Raw genomic sequence first — 14245 nt, 5'->3', positions numbered from 1 at the left:
ACGGCTTCTCCGATAATTTGGAAGTCGTCATCTTCCGACAAGTGGATTTCCCCACTCAAAGTTTGCCATCGGAGAGTTGGGGTTAGTTAATAGATAATATTGTTGAAATAATGTTATATATGAACACCATCATGGCTATGAATACGATGATTGAAACACAACCACAGCCGAATAAACAACCTTCATCTGGTCCAAAACCAAAAGTGATTTTGTTATAAAGGTTATTGTAAGCTGCACGTTTTGGGTCTTTAACCCAACCAATACCTTTTTGTCCATAATATGGAGATGTGGCTCTTTTAACTTTTCGATTTATAGCGCCAGTTGTTCTTGAAGAAACTCTCTTTTTGAGATTAGGTGTTCTCATTCCAACTTTCATAACAATTTATCCTTTTCTAATTCACCAATGCTAAATATTCTTCTTTGACCATTGTTTCATCAGCAATGGTTTTTAGGTTGTATTTTTCCATAAAAACCAGGTAATTAAATGCATTGGCATCTTCAGCTATATCCAACTCAGCTTTCATAAGATGATGAATCATATTTCTGTTAGCTTCAAGCTCACACTTCTCTCTAAAAAGCCGATAAGTATCTGGCGCGTGGTTTCTATGGCCTATCTCATGTAAAGCGACTTGTACTCTTTTTTCATCAGATATAGCATCACTCAAAAACATAGTTTTGAGGGCTGGGATGTAAAAGGCTTCCTCTGGAAATAGACCATCTTCAAAAATCTCTATACCTATACCTAGGTTTTGAGAAAATTCTTTTTCAGTCATAAACAATCCAACCTTTGTTTATTATTGCTTTCTGAGATAAATCTCTATTATGTTTTGAATTGCTTTTTTATCTTCTTCAGTTAGTGGTTTACCATTGAAACGCATAGCAGTTGAGGCGAGTTCTTCAACATCTACCTCCTTGCCCTCAAAAAAGAATTGCTCTTTTGAGTTGGCGATAGCAGGGTTATCTGTCCGTCCGAGCAGGTAGTCTGTTGACACGTTGAAGTAGTCGGCGATTTTTGCGATATGTTCAGCTGAAGGAGTCTTTTTATTCTTAAGACTATAAATGTAATTTTTCCCTAAACCGACTCTTTCTTCTAAAGTATTTAGAGAAATTCCTTGTTTTTTAGCTAAAATTTTAATTTTTTCGAATGTCTCAAACATTGATACATCAACCTTTCTGAAGCATTACAAAAAAATATTTTATTTTTTCGTCTAAAACACTTGACAAAAATTAGACGAACGACTAAAATAGTATTTGTAAGTAATTAACAACTAAAAAAACAACCAAGAAATAAATTATAAAAATGTTTTGGCGAACGGTATTTATAGATTTATTATTGTTTTTATTATGCTTTCATTTTAGACGAACATCTAAAAAAAGTCAAGCGAAAAGATAAAAAAATGGTTAAATTTTTAGTTGTTTCTTATTTACAAATAAGTAAAGAGGGAGGAACACATATGCCAGATATCGCAAATGGTCGTGAAAGAGTTAATGCTTTCTTGAAAGAGAAAGGAATTAAAAAAGCAACTCTAGCGGTTGCTTACGGCTTTAAGCGACAGGAAGTGACAAATATTCTAAGTGGAACAACAAAAGGTCCACGAGCGAACAGTTTCATTCTTCAAGTGATTGAAGATTATGGGATTGAGTAGGAGGAATGAAATGAGACCAAAACGATACCCGTATAGTGGAAAAAAAGAGTCCGCCTTTGTAAAGGCAGACAATGAATTAGTTGAAAAACTTTTAAGAAACACTAGTTATTTTGAGAGTTTACTAGCTGAACGAGTAAAGAGACCGTAGTTTCTGTACTAAGTTTATGAGCAACCAGAACACTATGGAGAATAGCCTTTCTAACCTCCATGTCGATTGGATACTTTTTAAATACTTCATCTAACATATCTTCGATAACTGGAATAGCATCGTTGATAATTTCTTTAGAAACTTCAGAAGCGTCTTCTTTAGTTAATTTCGCCATATAGTTTTCCTCCTTTCTGTTGAAATTTTGACTAAAACGGTGAGAGGTCCTAGTCAAGATATATTATAATACAAACATTTTTATTTGTCAATATATAGTATAAGAAAGGATGAATGTGTTTGAAATGCACAACATATGGTATTTAAAATGTGGGACAAAATTGAACAACAATTAAAATCAAAAGACTGGTCAATGTATCGTCTAGCTAAAGAATCGGGTGTCCATCCATCCAATTTTTCAAACCTCAAGGCTGGAAGATTGAAAGAAATGTCATGGACGAACATGTGCAAAATCGCTGATGCACTGGAAGTCAGCTTGGATGATTTTAGAAAGGAGAAAGAATGATTGAAAATAAGCGAAGTCAAAAACAATGCTTTTTATCAGATGCCACAGTGGCTTTATGAACCACCTTACAATGCGCTGAGTGACAAAGCTAAGCAGATATATATGTTTCTTTTTGATAGGCGCACTTTATCAATTCAAAACAAATGGTTTGATGAAAAAGGAGATGTGTTCGTTTACTTTACGAACGAGCAACTTATGGAGAAGCTTAATTGCAGTAACAAGCCTATTATTCAAGCAAAGAAAGAATTGCATGATATTGGACTACTGAGAGAGGTTCGGCAAGGTGTGAACAAACCTAATCGTCTATATATTTTTGGAAGTGTAGAAAGTACACGTCAAGAAGTGTCAAAAGTACACGAAGGAAGTGTAGAAAGTACACGTCAAGAAGTGTCAAAAGTACACACAATCAAGACTGATAATATCAAGACTAATATATCAAGACTGAGTGAAGCAGAGGGTGCTGGTGCTAATACTCTATATAGTATAGAGGACGCACCCGCAGAAAATGATTTGGGAATTGTTCACGATTGGATATTTTCAGAGTTTGGTCGATATCCGACACCATTTGAAATCGAGGACTTGAAGGCATTCTTGCAAGACCATAGCAAAGAAGTCATCAAGTTAGCAATCAAGGAATGCGTGGGCAATGGTAAGCCTTATTTCAAGTATCTTGAGAGTATCTTGAGAGACTGGAAGCAGAAAGGGCTGGTCACGGCTGAGTTAGTCGAGAACAGGCAGAAGCCTGCTCGGTCAAGTGCTAAGTCAAACGGTCGCTTGAAATTGTCAGATGATGGATTTGATCCACGGCTTGGATTTTAGGAGGTGCGCATGCAAGTAGTATCAAGCAAAGAGTTGCAAGAAAGAGCCTTGCAGATTGAGACATTGAAACAGCAATGTCCTAAACATGAAGGGGTCTATATGTGGCGATCAGTCAATCCTTGCACTCGCAATACGCTGACCTATTGCCCTGAATGTGTTCAAGAGACCATCAACCAGAATGCAAGCGAACAGTTAGCTATCGCTGAAGCACAAATCAGAGATACGAGATCCTACTCTCTATTTATGAAAGAGAGTATCATCCCAAACGATTTGAAAAATGCGACTGTCGGGAATTTTGAAATCCATACAGAGCAAGATGCTGAAGCAGTCAATTTCGCTAAGCGTGTCACGGCTGACTATGTGAAAGAGCGATACGAAGGGAATACGATTATCTCTGGACCGCCCGGAGTTGGCAAGAGCCATCTGGCCGTCGGGATAGCTAAAACCTTAAACGAGAGCTTTCAAATGATCCAAGCTCGCAAATCGGTCGTGTATATGCCGTCCATGGAGCTGTTCTCTCAAATGCAAGAGGCTTTTCAATACAAGGACTCGAAATGGGAACAACGCTCAGTTGTCAAGTTTCTACAAAGTGTCGATTTCTTGATTTTGGATGACCTTGGCAAAGAGTCAAGCGTTGGGAATGAAATCAGACAAGGCAATAACTGGATGCAAAAAATCCTGTATCAAATTCTTGAAAACAGGACGAATACAATTATCACAACTAATTTTGAGGGCAAGCACCTCAAAGAACTTTACGAGCAGAGCCTCGTTGACAGAATAACGAAAGGAAACATGAAAACAAATGCCTTTAAGTTCAGTAAAGACACAGCTTCGAGACGCTCCTTGTCAGCAAGTGACTACTGAGGAACGCAAGCAGGCTATTGAGCAGTTTGAAAGCCAATTTTACAAACTATCAACTCTGCTTAAAGAAAGGTTGCTGATTACGACAGACGAACGGTTCACGAATAAGATGAACGAGCTGACGTATTATGCGACAAATGGAAGTGTCTATACAACATAAAATAAAAAGCACCTGACGGCAATCAGGCGCTCAACAAAATTATTCAAGGAAATTATATCACGAAAGGCGTCAAAATGGAAGTCACAGTATATGCTTACGGTCGTAAGTTAGAACCAGATGAACCAATTATCATCCCAGAAAATCATCGTTTCTATGACGTTTGGAACGGAATTGCAAACGAAATGCTTGATAAAGAGGAAGAGGTAGCTTAATGAAATTACTTACTAAATTAAAACTCAGTCTCGAGGGGATCATCAAGGAAGTGAGCCTTGACTGGAGAGTAGTCGCAGTCGAGCTTAACGAGGACCTTCTCGAAGAGCGCAAACGTCGCTTTATGTGCGAGCAAGAAAATTATGACTTGAAACAACAGTTGGCAGTTTATAAAGAAAAAGAACAAGGAGAACAATATGTTTAAAGCACTAAAAGCAATCAAAAAAATCAAACAACTTCAGAAAGAAATGCACGCTTTCAGCCTTGCGTTTCTAGCTCTACAAGATATGGGCTTGATGCCAGAGACTGAAAGAAGCAAGGCGAAGGCTCAAACAATGCACGATGTGAGCCACGTGCTCAAGGACGTTCTGGACGGCAAGTCGGTAGATGAAGCGATGAAGCGTCTAAATAGCGATGTGAAAATTGAAGAGGTGGAGCAGGAAGATGACCAGAATTGAACTTGAAAACCGTGTGTGGCTTTTGGCCAATCATGAAGAAAAAAACGAATTGCTGGATCTCGGTTTGACATCCAAGGCTAGATATGTGAAGCGAGTTCTTGAGCTCGGAAAGGTGTATGCTCATGTTTGATTATGACAGAGATATGATGCAACCGCCTGAGCCACGAGAAGAACTGGATCTAAGTGAGTATGTGTATATTGGATGCGGTCGGTATCGATATGTAGGTGATGAAATATGATTGAAGAATTAGTTGCAGAAATCGACAACTGGCGAGCTGATTATATTCATATTGGCCGAGATATGGGGCAGATTATCAATGAACAACAGGACGTTATTTTGAAGTTGCAAAACGAAAACAGACGCTTGAAGCGTGAAAATTGGAATTTAAAGAGAACGAAAGGAAGAAAGAAATGACAAACGAACTAACACAGAAACAAATCACATCACCAGTTGCAGCACGCATTGGAGAAATGCAAAACGAGGGGCTAATGATTGCACAGAATTATAGCGTTAGTAATGCACTCAGTTCAGCGTATTATGCTCTAAAAAACTCCAGTAGTGGGAATTTGCTCCAGCAATGCACTCAAGATAGTATCTACAATGCGCTTCTTGACATGGTGACTCAAGGACTTAGTCCAGCTAAGACACAATGCTATTTTATCCCTTACGGAAATACTGTTAAGCTGACTAGGTCATATTTTGGCACTATGAAAGTTGTTAAGCAATTGCCAGAAGTGAAAGATATTTATGCTCAGATTATTTTTAAAGGAGATGAGTTTGAAGCTGAAAATGTTGACGGGCGCTGGAAATTTGTCAGCCACAAGTCGAGCTGGAAGAACCAGGATAACCCAATCGAAGGCGCTTATTGTGTGATTGAAAAAACCGATGGAGAGAAAATCCTCACGATCATGACCAAGAAGGAAATTGACAAGTCTTGGGCGCAAGCTAAAACTAAGAATGTTCAGAATAATTTTCCTCAAGAAATGGCTAAGCGTACAGTTATCAATCGTGCCGCTAAACAATTCTTTAATACCAGTGATGATAATGATTTATTTATTGATGCTGTGAACCGCACTACAGAAAATGAGTATGAAAATGATCGTCAAATGAAAGAAGCTGAACCAGTGAGGGATGAAGTTGAAACATTAGACGACATCTTAAAAGCCCCTAGCACGCCCACAGAGCCCGATAACGTGGTGGACGGAGAAATTACCGAAGAAACTAAAACACCCCCAAAAACGGCTAAAAAAACGGCGAATTCTGACGAGTTAGCCTCTACCGAATACCCGGCAGATGAAATTCCAGATTTTGACGAAGAAACGGGCGAAGTTTTGGAAGAAATTAGTTTATTTGAAGGGAACACTATCAACGTGAAGGAGTAGGCTATGGAGGAACTAACACAAGAGAACTACTACCAGGACACAAGCTACTTGACCAACTCACGATTTAAACGGTATCAGCAATGCCAAGCGAAGGCATTTGCTATTGATAGTGGACAATGGGTAGAAGAGAGGGATGAGACCCCTCTCCTACTCGGTAACTACGTCCATAGCTACTTTGAAAGTGAAGAAGCGCATCAGCAGTTCATGGACGAAAACGGGGATATGCTCCTGGCCAAGACTGGCAAGAATAAAGGAAACCTCAAATCTGACTTTGTGATTGGCGACAAGATGATTGAAAGCCTGAAAGATGATGAAGGCTTCAATCTCTTGTACCATGGATACTCATCGGATGAAGTTCAAAAAGAATTGATTGTCTATGGCGAAATCGAAGGCGTGCCAGTTAAAGGCAAGCTGGATAGTGTCAATCTGAGCCGTGGGTACTTCGTGGATTTAAAAACCATGAAATCTATCTACTCGGAAGAGTGGAGCGCAGAACTTAAAAAACGAGTGCCTGCTGCAGTCAATAACATTTTGAATTTTGGGTATCATGGTCAACTTGGTCTATATCGTGAACTCTTAAAACAAATGACAGGAAATGATTTTAGACCTTACATCGTAGCCGTCAGCAAGGAGAACGTGCCAGACCGTGAAATCTTAAAAATCGATGATGAATGGTTGGATGAAGGCTTAGAAAAAATCAAGTCTGAAATTGTCGAAGTTTGGAATGTGATCCAGAGCAAACAGAAACCTAAGAAGTGCGGACATTGTGATTATTGCAGAAGTCAAAAGAAACTAGATGCAGTCGTCACCCTGAACGACCTGATTGAAATGTAAATAAATTAAACAAGCCGGGCATTCTTGTAAAACTGCGAACTAGAAAGCGTCAGTAAAGGTTATGTGACCTTGGACGAGCGACTGCCCGTATTTAGCCAATTCTCACAAAGGCAGTCGTATTTTTTTGAAAATAAAAGAATGAAATTTTTAGATTTATTTGCTGGTATCGGTGGTTTTCGTCTTGGCATGGAGTCCGCTGGTCATGAATGTATAGGATTTTGTGAGATCGACAAATTCGCAAGAGCGAGCTATAGAGCAATCCACAACACGAAAGGAGAAATAGAGCTACATGACATCACAGCAGTATCAGACGAGTTTGTTCGAGGAATCGGACGTGTGGACATTATTTGTGGAGGATTTCCGTGCCAGGCTTTCAGCATTGCGGGAGCTAGACGAGGATTCGAAGATACTAGGGGAACTCTATTTTTTGAGATTGCAAGGTTCGCTTCTATTCTCAAACCTAAGTATTTATTCCTTGAAAACGTTAAAGGACTCCTCAACCATGACAAAGGCAATACCTTTGAGACAATCCTCTCAGCGTTGGATGAACTCGGGTATGATGTGGAATGGCAAGTGCTTAACAGCAAAAATTTTGGAGTCCCCCAAAACAGAGAACGAGTGTTCATTATCGGACATTCTAGAAGATACCGTTCCAGATTCTTATTTCCTCTCAGTGGAGAAAGTCAGTCAACTAGTAGCCAATCAGTCGTGAAAATTGGCAATGTGAACCCCTCTGGAAATGGCATGAATGGGGAAGTCTATCAAGCTGACGGCCTAGCTCCTACACTCACAACGAATAAAGGGGAGGGGGTAAAAATTATTCAAAGAGCACACGGTTATAATCAAGGCGGAGAACATGACATCGCTCCTACTTTAACTAGGAATAGCTATCAGGAAAATAATTATTTATCAGATGGATTTAGAATTAGAAAGCTGACACCTCGTGAATGCTGGAGGTTACAAGGTTTTCCAGATTGGGCTTTCGACAAGGCGCAAGAAGTTAATAGCAATTCTCAGCTATACAAACAAGCAGGAAATAGCGTGACTGTGAGTGTTATTGCTGCTATCGCAAAGGAATTGAAATGAGGTGATAACTTGAAATTATTTCTCAACGAAGATTGTATGGATGTCATGAAAAGATATCCTGATAACTATTTTGATTTAGCTATTGTAGATCCACCATATTTTTCTGGTCCAGAACAAAGAGAATTTTATGGGAACAAAATCAGTCCTATAGGAGTTCATAGATTGTACGGCAAAACAACTAAATGGGAAATTCCGGGAAAAGATTATTTTGACGAACTTTTTAGAGTTTCAAAAAATCAAATTATTTGGGGCGTGAACTACTTCAACTACTCTTTCGGTTCTGGCCGTATTGTGTGGGACAAGGTTAATACTCATTCAAGTTTTTCAGATTGTGAGTTGGCGTACTCCAGTTTGCATGATAGCACGCGCCTATTTCGCTATATGTGGAATGGCATGATGCAAGGGAAGTCAATATCCGAAGGTCATATCCAGCAAGGAAACAAGGCTTTGAATGAGGTTAGAATTCATCCAACCCAAAAACCCATCAATCTTTATTTCTGGTTGCTGCAAAACTACGCAAAAGACGGAGACAAGATTCTTGATACTCATGTCGGTTCAGCAAGTAGCTTGATTGCTTGTCAGGAGTTAGGTTTTGAATATGTTGGTTGTGAGCTTGACAAAGACATTTTCAACCTTGCTCAACAGAGACTTGAAAATTATAAGTCACAAATAAAATTATTTTAAAGGAGAAAAACAAATGCTTAATAAAATTGATATACCAGGAACAACTATCACACTCGAAATCGTGGACAAGACCATCACGATTACAAACAAAATTGAATATGATATGCAGATGCATTTTAGAAATGCGGACGCAGATACCTCTCTTGATGCAAGTGGCGACGTGTTTGAGCCTCTCTATTGGCTAGATATTAAGGCAACACCGAAAGTTCCGACAGAGTATCATACGAGCCTTGGGATCAAAAGAGAAAAGCGCCACTTGGCCGAGCTTCAGAAGTTCTTTGAATTCGTTGAAGATAATAAGCGCAATCTCTTTGACATTTGTGGTATTAAGGGAGAACTACAATGAAAAATCTGACATTATCGTTAGACATTTCAACTACTGCGACAGGCTGGGCCTTATTTGAAGGTTCTATCCTTGTCGAGAGTGGTGTCTTAAAACATAAAAGCAAGTCATTCTTTGAACGTGGACGTTTCATGGCTGGAGAATTGCGAGCCATTCAATCAAGGGCGCTCCAGAAGTACGACTGTCATTTTGAATCGATCGTGGTCGAGAAGAACTCGGTCATGGGGCCAAATCAACAATCAATGATCAGTATTGGAATTGTGACTGGAATTATCCTTGGTAGACTGATTGCTGACAACGTGTATTTTGTCAACGTTTCGACGTGGCGCAAGCACTGGAAGTTCAGCTACAAAGACCGTAGCAAGAAGTCTATGAAGCTGCAGGCCGTTGCTAAGGTGTCCGAAACGTTCAACCTGAACGTCAAAGATGACGAGGCTGATGCAATCCTGATTGGTTCGTACTTTGTCAACTATGGCCGTGAATTTGGAGAATTGGAAAACCACAAGATAAGTTGAGGAGTTAGAAGATGAATGTACAGCGATTGATTGAGAAGTATAAAAAACTTGAGGGTGTATGGGATGCTGAAGGTGCAGAATTAGCCCGTCAAATTTTTCTACAAGACTTAGAACAACTAGACGAACCCGAGAAAGTCCAAATTCCGCAGTTTGTGGCGGAATTTATAGAATTTAAAAAGAAAAACAACTTTCATGTTTACGGCGCAATGAGAACAATTGAAGATCATTATGACAAGAAAGTCCCTGGTTGGTTCTACGAAGGCAATATCGAAAAATTCTGTCTTGCTTGGATTTTCGGCTACGAGGTCGAAAAAGAGAAGCGGTATTTGGTGAAGTTTAAAGGGTTTAACCCTAGTTATATTATTTTGAAATATCATCCATATGATAAGACTTGGTTTTTGGGTAGAGAACAAGAATACAATTTTTTTAGACAACACCACACCCGCAAAGAACTTGAAGAAGCTGGGTTCGGCTGGGTATTTGATTGCCTAGGGATTGAGATTGAGGAGGTCACAGATTGAAACGATTTATCGCGATCTGGATTCTTGTCTCTGCTGGATTGAACATCTGGCAGATGGGCAGGATTGCAGAACTAGAACAAAAGCGCCCAATTATCGTCTATAAAGCTGATAATCAAGGCGCAGAAATTAAAGGCAGAGTCATCCACAGGGAGAAGATTGGCGACCTGTACACAATCACAGTACAGAACTACGGCATTTTCGTAATTACGAAAGAAGTCTATGATAAGGTGAAAATTGGAGATGAGGTGAGAATATGACGTTCGTTGAACATAATAACCGTCAGAAAGCCAATAAATTCGCTGAGTACGTGACTGGGAAACCGCTACGTGAATACTTAGCAAACAAAGTAAAACAATATTGCGGTGAGAATGCATCTGTCTTTGATGGTGCTGCAGGTTCTGGCCAGTTGGAGCAGTTTATCAGTATGACTGATTTTCATGCGGTAGAAATTCAGCAGGAAAGTTGTGAAGCGTTGAAAACAAATTTTCCTCATGCAGTCGTACATAATCAGAGTTTCTTCACTTATCAATCAGATATACAAGTAGATGCGATTGCAATGAATCCACCTTATTCTCTGAAATTGAAAGATTTACCAGAAGAAGACCAACAGGCTATTAAAGAATTGTATCCGTGGAAAAAATCAGGTGTTGTTGATGATATTTTTCTGTTGAAGTCACTGACTTACACGAAACGATACGGATTCTATATCATGTTCCCCGGAATTGCTTACCGTCAATCTGAAAAGAAAATGAGAGAGTTGGTAGGAAATAACCTTGTTGAATTAAACGTGATTCAAAATGGATTTGAAGATACATCTATCAACGTGATTTTCTTAGTCATTGATAAAGAAAAAAATAGTCCTGAAATTTCAAAAGAGATATATGACTGTAAAACCAAAAATGTTGAATATGAAGAATCTGATACGCTAGATTCAGATTTTAGATGGGTAGCACCCAGCAAGCCTGTAGAGAAAGAAGAAATAGACATTGATCAAGTAAATGCTGAATTAGATCAAATGGCAATCAATCATCTTGAAAAACATCTAGCTAGTCAATTGATTTTGATTCAGCTTTTCAATGCAGATGTTGATTTAAAATCTTTCATAACAAAATGTCATAAGGTTTTAGACGATTACTTATTGATGTACAATTTTGCAGTAGGAGTAGAATGAAACCAGATAAGATAACAACGTGCGGATTGCTAGAAGTTTGCGAGTTTATTTCAGGTACTAGAACGAAAGTAACGGATGGGCCGTATTTTATCTATGGCGCTGGTATGAAAGCAAAGGGAACTACAGATAAATTCAATTGTGAGAGCGACACAATCCGCTTGACTCGTAAGGGCACAGTTGGCGCAGTTTATTTCCATCGAGATCCATTTTGGATAGATGAAGGTGGCTTTAAAGTTGAGCCAAAAGAAATGATAGATAAGCGATATTTATTCCACTGGCTGTTGATGAAGCGTGAAGAAATAGAGCGATGCGCAGACGGAGATAATCAACCAGGTTTATCAGTAGCTAGATTGTCAAAAATAAAGATTGACGTCCCTGATATGAGATATCAGTTAAAGGTTGTTAAGTTGTTGGACGAAATGAGTGCAGATTTGGAATTTTTTATAGACAATATCACACAAATTAAAATGCTAGAAGGTAAGGTTTTGAGTTACTACAATGAAAAAATCGGAACAGCTTTGGAAGGAGAAAAATGAACAACAATAAGTTAGATTGTGAAGATTGTAAGCAAGTTTTTCTTTTGGAAGAAAAGTTAGATTATGATTGTATATTTCAAAATGGCATTTGTAGTAAATGCTTAGTCAAAAGAGTAGAAAGGGGGATTGAATGGTAGTTGACGATAAATGGAATCACGATTGGGCTTTGTACGCAGGAGATAGGTTTGTAACAATAGGAACATTGTACGAGATAAGTGAATACACTGGCATTAGCTTAGACTCCTTAAAAATTTACTCAAAAAAATATCACAAAACACATTTTCCGAATGAAAGAGCTTTGATAAGAATAGAAGATGAGGAGGGTTTGGGATGATACCAAAATTTAGAGCGTGGGATAAAGCGCGAAACGAAATGAATTATAAAATCATGGTAGGCAATTGTGACACAGATGACGAAAACTGGACTTGTCCTATCATTTGGATCGAAGAGAAAAAAGATTGGTTATATTTTGATGATTATGAATGCATCATGCTATCAACAGGAATCCTTGACAAGAATAGTCAGGAAATCTTTGAGGGGGATGTCCTAAAATTTAATGATGAGTGGGCTGAATATTGTTACGAGGGTTATGTAGATGGCTCAGTAGAAGGTATCAATTTCGTTGAAGTGGTGAGAGGTGAAGCTTGTTTTGAGTTCGGGAAAACTAAATATCCCGAATCATCTCTATTCATACGAATGGAAGATGAACATCTTACTTTCGCTGAATTGATAAAGAGTAAAGACTTTGAGTTTGAAATCATCGGCAATATCTTTGAAAATAAAGATATTTTGGAGGTAATAAATGAAAAACGAAAATAAAGACTCCTTACCACAAGTGTTAGGCTAGGCGGTTGCTTAGGTATGATACTAACCTTATTTATCAGTCTGTGGTTAGCAGGAGTAGTCATTCAGTACGGTTGGAACAACATCATTGCAGCAACATTTGAAATCCAGAGAATAACATTCTGGCAGGCTGTCGGAATTGATTTGCTCATTACTGCGATTACTGGAAATCTGAAAGGTGATACAGAAAAATCTTGGTTGGAGGTCCTGGGAAAAGTTATTTACTGGTATCTTGTCCTTTGGGCTTTGATGTGTATTGTGGTGGGCCTTTTGTAAAATAAAAAAGCCAAGACATTCTCTGCCTCAGCTATAATTAACACAATATTATTATACCACAAAGGAGATAGAGAGTGAACAAGGCTAAAGAGCTCTTGAAAGAGTTGCAGGATCTGGACATGGACATTCAAAGCCGTATAGATGAAATCAATGAGCTTGAGGCGGGTTTGCTCTCAAGCCCCAAGTGGACAGACGTTAAAGTCCAAGGTGGTCAAGCTAGAAAAGTTGATGACGTCTATACTCAGCTTGTAGTGATGAAACAGGCTATAGAACAGGATACCAAGGAAGTTATTAACAGAAAGCTTGAATTAGGTAGAATGATCAATAGGCTTAAAAATCCAAAAAGCAGGTCTGTCCTTAGAATGACTTACATTACCAAGACCTACATTGAGGATATTTGCGACAATTTGAGAATAAGTAAGGCAACTTATTACAGATTACGCAAACAGGCTGAGTCTGAACTAGAGGAGACTATCATAGACAAAGTGAGCTAAAGTGAGTGCGCATGAAGTCTAAAATCTGTTAAAATGGTAGTATCAAATGCTGTAGCAGATGATACCCAAAACTTATTAAGATGGTCGGCAGTAGCGACTGGACCTTGCATGATTGCGTAGCTAATTATACTCCGGATAAGTTATAAGCTAGAGGGTTTGATTCCCTCAGAGGTTGTAATGACTACAAAAAATTAAAAAAGAAAGTATTTCAAAATAGATTTCTGATTAACAAGCAAGTCCGTAGTCAGCTTGCAGTAAGAACATAGCTCAAGTGGTAGAGCGATAGACTTTTAATCTATTGGTTGCAGGTTCGAGCCCTGTTGTTCTTATGAGAGGTCTTGCATCAAGTCACATATTGTGTGGCTTTTTTTATCTCTGAAAGAGAGGGAATGATGAAACCGCAAAAACTTACAATATTCGGAGGCAGAAGAACCTCAGTGGACTATGATCAACGAAACAATGAGTATACTGAGTACAATCGTACTCGTTGGAAGTATGATAGAGAGGTTAAGCAGTTCTATAACTCAACAATTTGGAAGCGAACAAGTCAACAAGTCTTGCTTGAAGCTGACTATATCTGCGCGATGTGTGGCGACGAAGCTACTATGACTGACCATATCATTAGTATTAAACAAGATTGGTCAAGAAGATTAGATCGAAGTAATCTTCAAGCAAGTTGTAAGAAATGCAATGATAAGAAAGCAATCAAAGAGAAGTATTCTTATTGATTGTGCAAT

28 protein-coding genes and 1 tRNA gene are annotated in these 14245 nt (G+C 38.7%); 25 read left to right on the top strand and 4 right to left on the bottom strand.

Annotated features, from left to right (window positions below):
- Positions 1-82: 82 nt before the first annotated feature.
- From HMPREF9188_RS10725 to HMPREF9188_RS08405, 3 genes are read right to left on the bottom strand one after another with little or no spacing between them, the layout of a single operon-like run.
- Positions 83-376, bottom strand: coding sequence for a hypothetical protein (locus HMPREF9188_RS10725; RefSeq protein WP_009730589.1), 294 nt, complete (start codon positions 374-376; stop codon positions 83-85).
- A gap of 16 nt (positions 377-392) precedes the next feature.
- Positions 393-773, bottom strand: coding sequence for an ImmA/IrrE family metallo-endopeptidase (locus tag HMPREF9188_RS08410; protein WP_009730588.1), 381 nt, complete (start codon positions 771-773; stop codon positions 393-395).
- Between the two features lie 21 nt (positions 774-794).
- Positions 795-1157, bottom strand: a complete 363-nt coding sequence (locus tag HMPREF9188_RS08405; protein ID WP_009730587.1) for a helix-turn-helix domain-containing protein — start codon at positions 1155-1157, stop codon at positions 795-797.
- 297 nt (positions 1158-1454) lie between these two features.
- Between HMPREF9188_RS08405 and HMPREF9188_RS08400 the strand changes: the two genes are divergently transcribed.
- Positions 1455-1646 (top strand): DNA-binding protein, encoded by a 192-nt coding sequence (locus HMPREF9188_RS08400; RefSeq protein WP_001112860.1) that lies wholly within the window; start codon positions 1455-1457, stop codon positions 1644-1646.
- Positions 1647-1747: 101 nt separating this feature from the next.
- On the opposite strand, the gene HMPREF9188_RS08395 is transcribed toward HMPREF9188_RS08400, so the two are convergent.
- Positions 1748-1969 carry a hypothetical protein gene (locus HMPREF9188_RS08395; RefSeq protein ID WP_009730585.1) on the bottom strand — a complete coding sequence of 74 codons (222 nt, stop codon included), beginning with the start codon at positions 1967-1969 and terminating at the stop codon, positions 1748-1750.
- Positions 1970-2116: 147 nt separating this feature from the next.
- Here HMPREF9188_RS08395 and HMPREF9188_RS08390 point away from each other — a divergent pair, with 147 nt between their 5' ends.
- The 24 genes from HMPREF9188_RS08390 to HMPREF9188_RS08285 all read left to right on the top strand — a co-directional run bounded on the left by HMPREF9188_RS08390 (position 2117) and on the right by HMPREF9188_RS08285 (position 14236).
- Positions 2117-2314, top strand: a complete 198-nt coding sequence (locus tag HMPREF9188_RS08390; RefSeq protein ID WP_033588982.1) for a helix-turn-helix domain-containing protein — start codon at positions 2117-2119, stop codon at positions 2312-2314.
- The gene (locus HMPREF9188_RS08385; protein ID WP_009730584.1) at positions 2315-3133 is read left to right on the top strand and encodes a DnaD domain protein; all 819 of its coding nucleotides are present in this window, start codon (positions 2315-2317) and stop codon (positions 3131-3133) included.
- A 9-nt stretch (positions 3134-3142) separates the two neighbouring features.
- Positions 3143-3997, top strand: a complete 855-nt coding sequence (locus tag HMPREF9188_RS08380; RefSeq protein ID WP_009730583.1) for an ATP-binding protein — start codon at positions 3143-3145, stop codon at positions 3995-3997.
- A 231-nt stretch (positions 3998-4228) separates the two neighbouring features.
- A complete protein-coding gene (locus HMPREF9188_RS10525; RefSeq protein WP_009730582.1) occupies positions 4229-4366 on the top strand; it encodes a hypothetical protein in 138 nt (45 codons plus the stop codon).
- Positions 4366-4569: a hypothetical protein gene (locus HMPREF9188_RS08375; protein WP_009730581.1), complete on the top strand. Its 204-nt coding sequence runs from the start codon at positions 4366-4368 to the stop codon at positions 4567-4569. Before HMPREF9188_RS10525 ends, HMPREF9188_RS08375 begins: the two co-directional genes overlap by 1 nt.
- Positions 4562-4822 (top strand): hypothetical protein, encoded by a 261-nt coding sequence (locus HMPREF9188_RS08370; RefSeq protein ID WP_009730580.1) that lies wholly within the window; start codon positions 4562-4564, stop codon positions 4820-4822. Before HMPREF9188_RS08375 ends, HMPREF9188_RS08370 begins: the two co-directional genes overlap by 8 nt.
- Complete coding sequence (locus tag HMPREF9188_RS10520; protein ID WP_000196747.1) at positions 4809-4952, top strand: hypothetical protein; 144 nt, start codon at positions 4809-4811, stop codon at positions 4950-4952. Before HMPREF9188_RS08370 ends, HMPREF9188_RS10520 begins: the two co-directional genes overlap by 14 nt.
- 105 nt (positions 4953-5057) lie before the next feature.
- Entirely contained in the window at positions 5058-5237 is a 180-nt protein-coding gene (locus tag HMPREF9188_RS08365) for a hypothetical protein (protein ID WP_009730578.1), read from the top strand.
- The gene (locus tag HMPREF9188_RS08360; protein WP_009730577.1) at positions 5234-6205 is read left to right on the top strand and encodes a recombinase RecT; all 972 of its coding nucleotides are present in this window, start codon (positions 5234-5236) and stop codon (positions 6203-6205) included. The genes HMPREF9188_RS08365 and HMPREF9188_RS08360 overlap by 4 nt, the downstream gene beginning before the upstream one ends.
- Before the next feature lie 3 nt (positions 6206-6208).
- On the top strand, positions 6209-7039 hold the full coding sequence (locus tag HMPREF9188_RS08355; protein ID WP_009730576.1) for a PD-(D/E)XK nuclease-like domain-containing protein: 831 nt from the start codon (positions 6209-6211) through the stop codon (positions 7037-7039).
- A 138-nt stretch (positions 7040-7177) separates the two neighbouring features.
- A complete protein-coding gene (locus HMPREF9188_RS08350) occupies positions 7178-8125 on the top strand; it encodes a DNA cytosine methyltransferase (RefSeq protein ID WP_009730575.1) in 948 nt (315 codons plus the stop codon).
- A 9-nt stretch (positions 8126-8134) separates the two neighbouring features.
- The gene (locus HMPREF9188_RS08345; protein WP_009730574.1) at positions 8135-8809 is read left to right on the top strand and encodes a DNA methyltransferase; all 675 of its coding nucleotides are present in this window, start codon (positions 8135-8137) and stop codon (positions 8807-8809) included.
- A gap of 13 nt (positions 8810-8822) precedes the next feature.
- The gene (locus tag HMPREF9188_RS08340; protein ID WP_009730573.1) at positions 8823-9155 is read left to right on the top strand and encodes a hypothetical protein; all 333 of its coding nucleotides are present in this window, start codon (positions 8823-8825) and stop codon (positions 9153-9155) included.
- Positions 9152-9667 carry a hypothetical protein gene (locus HMPREF9188_RS08335; RefSeq protein ID WP_009730572.1) on the top strand — a complete coding sequence of 172 codons (516 nt, stop codon included), beginning with the start codon at positions 9152-9154 and terminating at the stop codon, positions 9665-9667. Before HMPREF9188_RS08340 ends, HMPREF9188_RS08335 begins: the two co-directional genes overlap by 4 nt.
- Before the next feature lie 11 nt (positions 9668-9678).
- Complete coding sequence (locus HMPREF9188_RS08330) at positions 9679-10188, top strand: DUF1642 domain-containing protein (protein ID WP_009730571.1); 510 nt, start codon at positions 9679-9681, stop codon at positions 10186-10188.
- A complete protein-coding gene (locus HMPREF9188_RS08325; RefSeq protein ID WP_009730570.1) occupies positions 10185-10445 on the top strand; it encodes a DUF1372 family protein in 261 nt (86 codons plus the stop codon). The genes HMPREF9188_RS08330 and HMPREF9188_RS08325 overlap by 4 nt, the downstream gene beginning before the upstream one ends.
- Positions 10442-11359 (top strand): N-6 DNA methylase, encoded by a 918-nt coding sequence (locus HMPREF9188_RS08320; RefSeq protein ID WP_009730569.1) that lies wholly within the window; start codon positions 10442-10444, stop codon positions 11357-11359. The genes HMPREF9188_RS08325 and HMPREF9188_RS08320 overlap by 4 nt, the downstream gene beginning before the upstream one ends.
- Complete coding sequence (locus tag HMPREF9188_RS08315) at positions 11356-11895, top strand: restriction endonuclease subunit S (protein WP_009730568.1); 540 nt, start codon at positions 11356-11358, stop codon at positions 11893-11895. The genes HMPREF9188_RS08320 and HMPREF9188_RS08315 overlap by 4 nt, the downstream gene beginning before the upstream one ends.
- 130 nt (positions 11896-12025) lie before the next feature.
- The gene (locus HMPREF9188_RS08310; RefSeq protein WP_009730567.1) at positions 12026-12229 is read left to right on the top strand and encodes a hypothetical protein; all 204 of its coding nucleotides are present in this window, start codon (positions 12026-12028) and stop codon (positions 12227-12229) included.
- A complete protein-coding gene (locus tag HMPREF9188_RS08305) occupies positions 12226-12714 on the top strand; it encodes a YopX family protein (RefSeq protein WP_009730566.1) in 489 nt (162 codons plus the stop codon). The genes HMPREF9188_RS08310 and HMPREF9188_RS08305 overlap by 4 nt, the downstream gene beginning before the upstream one ends.
- Positions 12715-12756: 42 nt before the next feature.
- Complete coding sequence (locus HMPREF9188_RS08300; protein WP_009730565.1) at positions 12757-13014, top strand: hypothetical protein; 258 nt, start codon at positions 12757-12759, stop codon at positions 13012-13014.
- A 74-nt stretch (positions 13015-13088) separates the two neighbouring features.
- Positions 13089-13508: a DUF1492 domain-containing protein gene (locus HMPREF9188_RS08295; protein ID WP_009730564.1), complete on the top strand. Its 420-nt coding sequence runs from the start codon at positions 13089-13091 to the stop codon at positions 13506-13508.
- A gap of 256 nt (positions 13509-13764) precedes the next feature.
- A tRNA-Lys gene (locus tag HMPREF9188_RS08290) sits at positions 13765-13837 on the top strand.
- A gap of 63 nt (positions 13838-13900) precedes the next feature.
- A complete protein-coding gene (locus HMPREF9188_RS08285) occupies positions 13901-14236 on the top strand; it encodes an HNH endonuclease (protein ID WP_009730563.1) in 336 nt (111 codons plus the stop codon).
- The last annotated feature ends 9 nt before the right edge of the window (positions 14237-14245 follow it).

The sequence above is a fragment of the Streptococcus sp. F0441 genome, from assembly GCF_000314775.2.
Taxonomy (GTDB): Bacteria; Bacillota; Bacilli; order Lactobacillales; family Streptococcaceae; genus Streptococcus.
Note: the sequence above shows the minus strand (reverse complement) of the source record. Positions and strands in the feature narration are given on the sequence as shown.

Excerpts from the sequence above, each read along its gene's own strand:
- HMPREF9188_RS10725 (WP_009730589.1), bottom strand. The coding sequence starts at position 376 with ATGAAAGTTGGAATGAGAACACCTAATCTCAAAAAGAGAGTTTCTTCA.
- HMPREF9188_RS08410 (WP_009730588.1), bottom strand. The coding sequence starts at position 773 with ATGACTGAAAAAGAATTTTCTCAAAACCTAGGTATAGGTATAGAGATT.
- HMPREF9188_RS08405 (WP_009730587.1), bottom strand. The coding sequence starts at position 1,157 with ATGTTTGAGACATTCGAAAAAATTAAAATTTTAGCTAAAAAACAAGGA.
- HMPREF9188_RS08400 (WP_001112860.1), top strand. The coding sequence starts at position 1,455 with ATGCCAGATATCGCAAATGGTCGTGAAAGAGTTAATGCTTTCTTGAAA.
- HMPREF9188_RS08395 (WP_009730585.1), bottom strand. The coding sequence starts at position 1,969 with ATGGCGAAATTAACTAAAGAAGACGCTTCTGAAGTTTCTAAAGAAATT.
- HMPREF9188_RS08390 (WP_033588982.1), top strand. The coding sequence starts at position 2,117 with ATGTGGGACAAAATTGAACAACAATTAAAATCAAAAGACTGGTCAATG.
- HMPREF9188_RS08380 (WP_009730583.1), top strand. The coding sequence starts at position 3,143 with ATGCAAGTAGTATCAAGCAAAGAGTTGCAAGAAAGAGCCTTGCAGATT.
- HMPREF9188_RS10525 (WP_009730582.1), top strand. The coding sequence starts at position 4,229 with ATGGAAGTCACAGTATATGCTTACGGTCGTAAGTTAGAACCAGATGAA.
- HMPREF9188_RS08375 (WP_009730581.1), top strand. The coding sequence starts at position 4,366 with ATGAAATTACTTACTAAATTAAAACTCAGTCTCGAGGGGATCATCAAG.
- HMPREF9188_RS08370 (WP_009730580.1), top strand. The coding sequence starts at position 4,562 with ATGTTTAAAGCACTAAAAGCAATCAAAAAAATCAAACAACTTCAGAAA.
- HMPREF9188_RS10520 (WP_000196747.1), top strand. The coding sequence starts at position 4,809 with ATGACCAGAATTGAACTTGAAAACCGTGTGTGGCTTTTGGCCAATCAT.
- HMPREF9188_RS08365 (WP_009730578.1), top strand. The coding sequence starts at position 5,058 with ATGATTGAAGAATTAGTTGCAGAAATCGACAACTGGCGAGCTGATTAT.
- HMPREF9188_RS08360 (WP_009730577.1), top strand. The coding sequence starts at position 5,234 with ATGACAAACGAACTAACACAGAAACAAATCACATCACCAGTTGCAGCA.
- HMPREF9188_RS08355 (WP_009730576.1), top strand. The coding sequence starts at position 6,209 with ATGGAGGAACTAACACAAGAGAACTACTACCAGGACACAAGCTACTTG.
- HMPREF9188_RS08350 (WP_009730575.1), top strand. The coding sequence starts at position 7,178 with ATGAAATTTTTAGATTTATTTGCTGGTATCGGTGGTTTTCGTCTTGGC.
- HMPREF9188_RS08340 (WP_009730573.1), top strand. The coding sequence starts at position 8,823 with ATGCTTAATAAAATTGATATACCAGGAACAACTATCACACTCGAAATC.
- HMPREF9188_RS08335 (WP_009730572.1), top strand. The coding sequence starts at position 9,152 with ATGAAAAATCTGACATTATCGTTAGACATTTCAACTACTGCGACAGGC.
- HMPREF9188_RS08330 (WP_009730571.1), top strand. The coding sequence starts at position 9,679 with ATGAATGTACAGCGATTGATTGAGAAGTATAAAAAACTTGAGGGTGTA.
- HMPREF9188_RS08320 (WP_009730569.1), top strand. The coding sequence starts at position 10,442 with ATGACGTTCGTTGAACATAATAACCGTCAGAAAGCCAATAAATTCGCT.
- HMPREF9188_RS08315 (WP_009730568.1), top strand. The coding sequence starts at position 11,356 with ATGAAACCAGATAAGATAACAACGTGCGGATTGCTAGAAGTTTGCGAG.
- HMPREF9188_RS08310 (WP_009730567.1), top strand. The coding sequence starts at position 12,026 with ATGGTAGTTGACGATAAATGGAATCACGATTGGGCTTTGTACGCAGGA.
- HMPREF9188_RS08305 (WP_009730566.1), top strand. The coding sequence starts at position 12,226 with ATGATACCAAAATTTAGAGCGTGGGATAAAGCGCGAAACGAAATGAAT.
- HMPREF9188_RS08300 (WP_009730565.1), top strand. The coding sequence starts at position 12,757 with ATGATACTAACCTTATTTATCAGTCTGTGGTTAGCAGGAGTAGTCATT.
- HMPREF9188_RS08285 (WP_009730563.1), top strand. The coding sequence starts at position 13,901 with ATGAAACCGCAAAAACTTACAATATTCGGAGGCAGAAGAACCTCAGTG.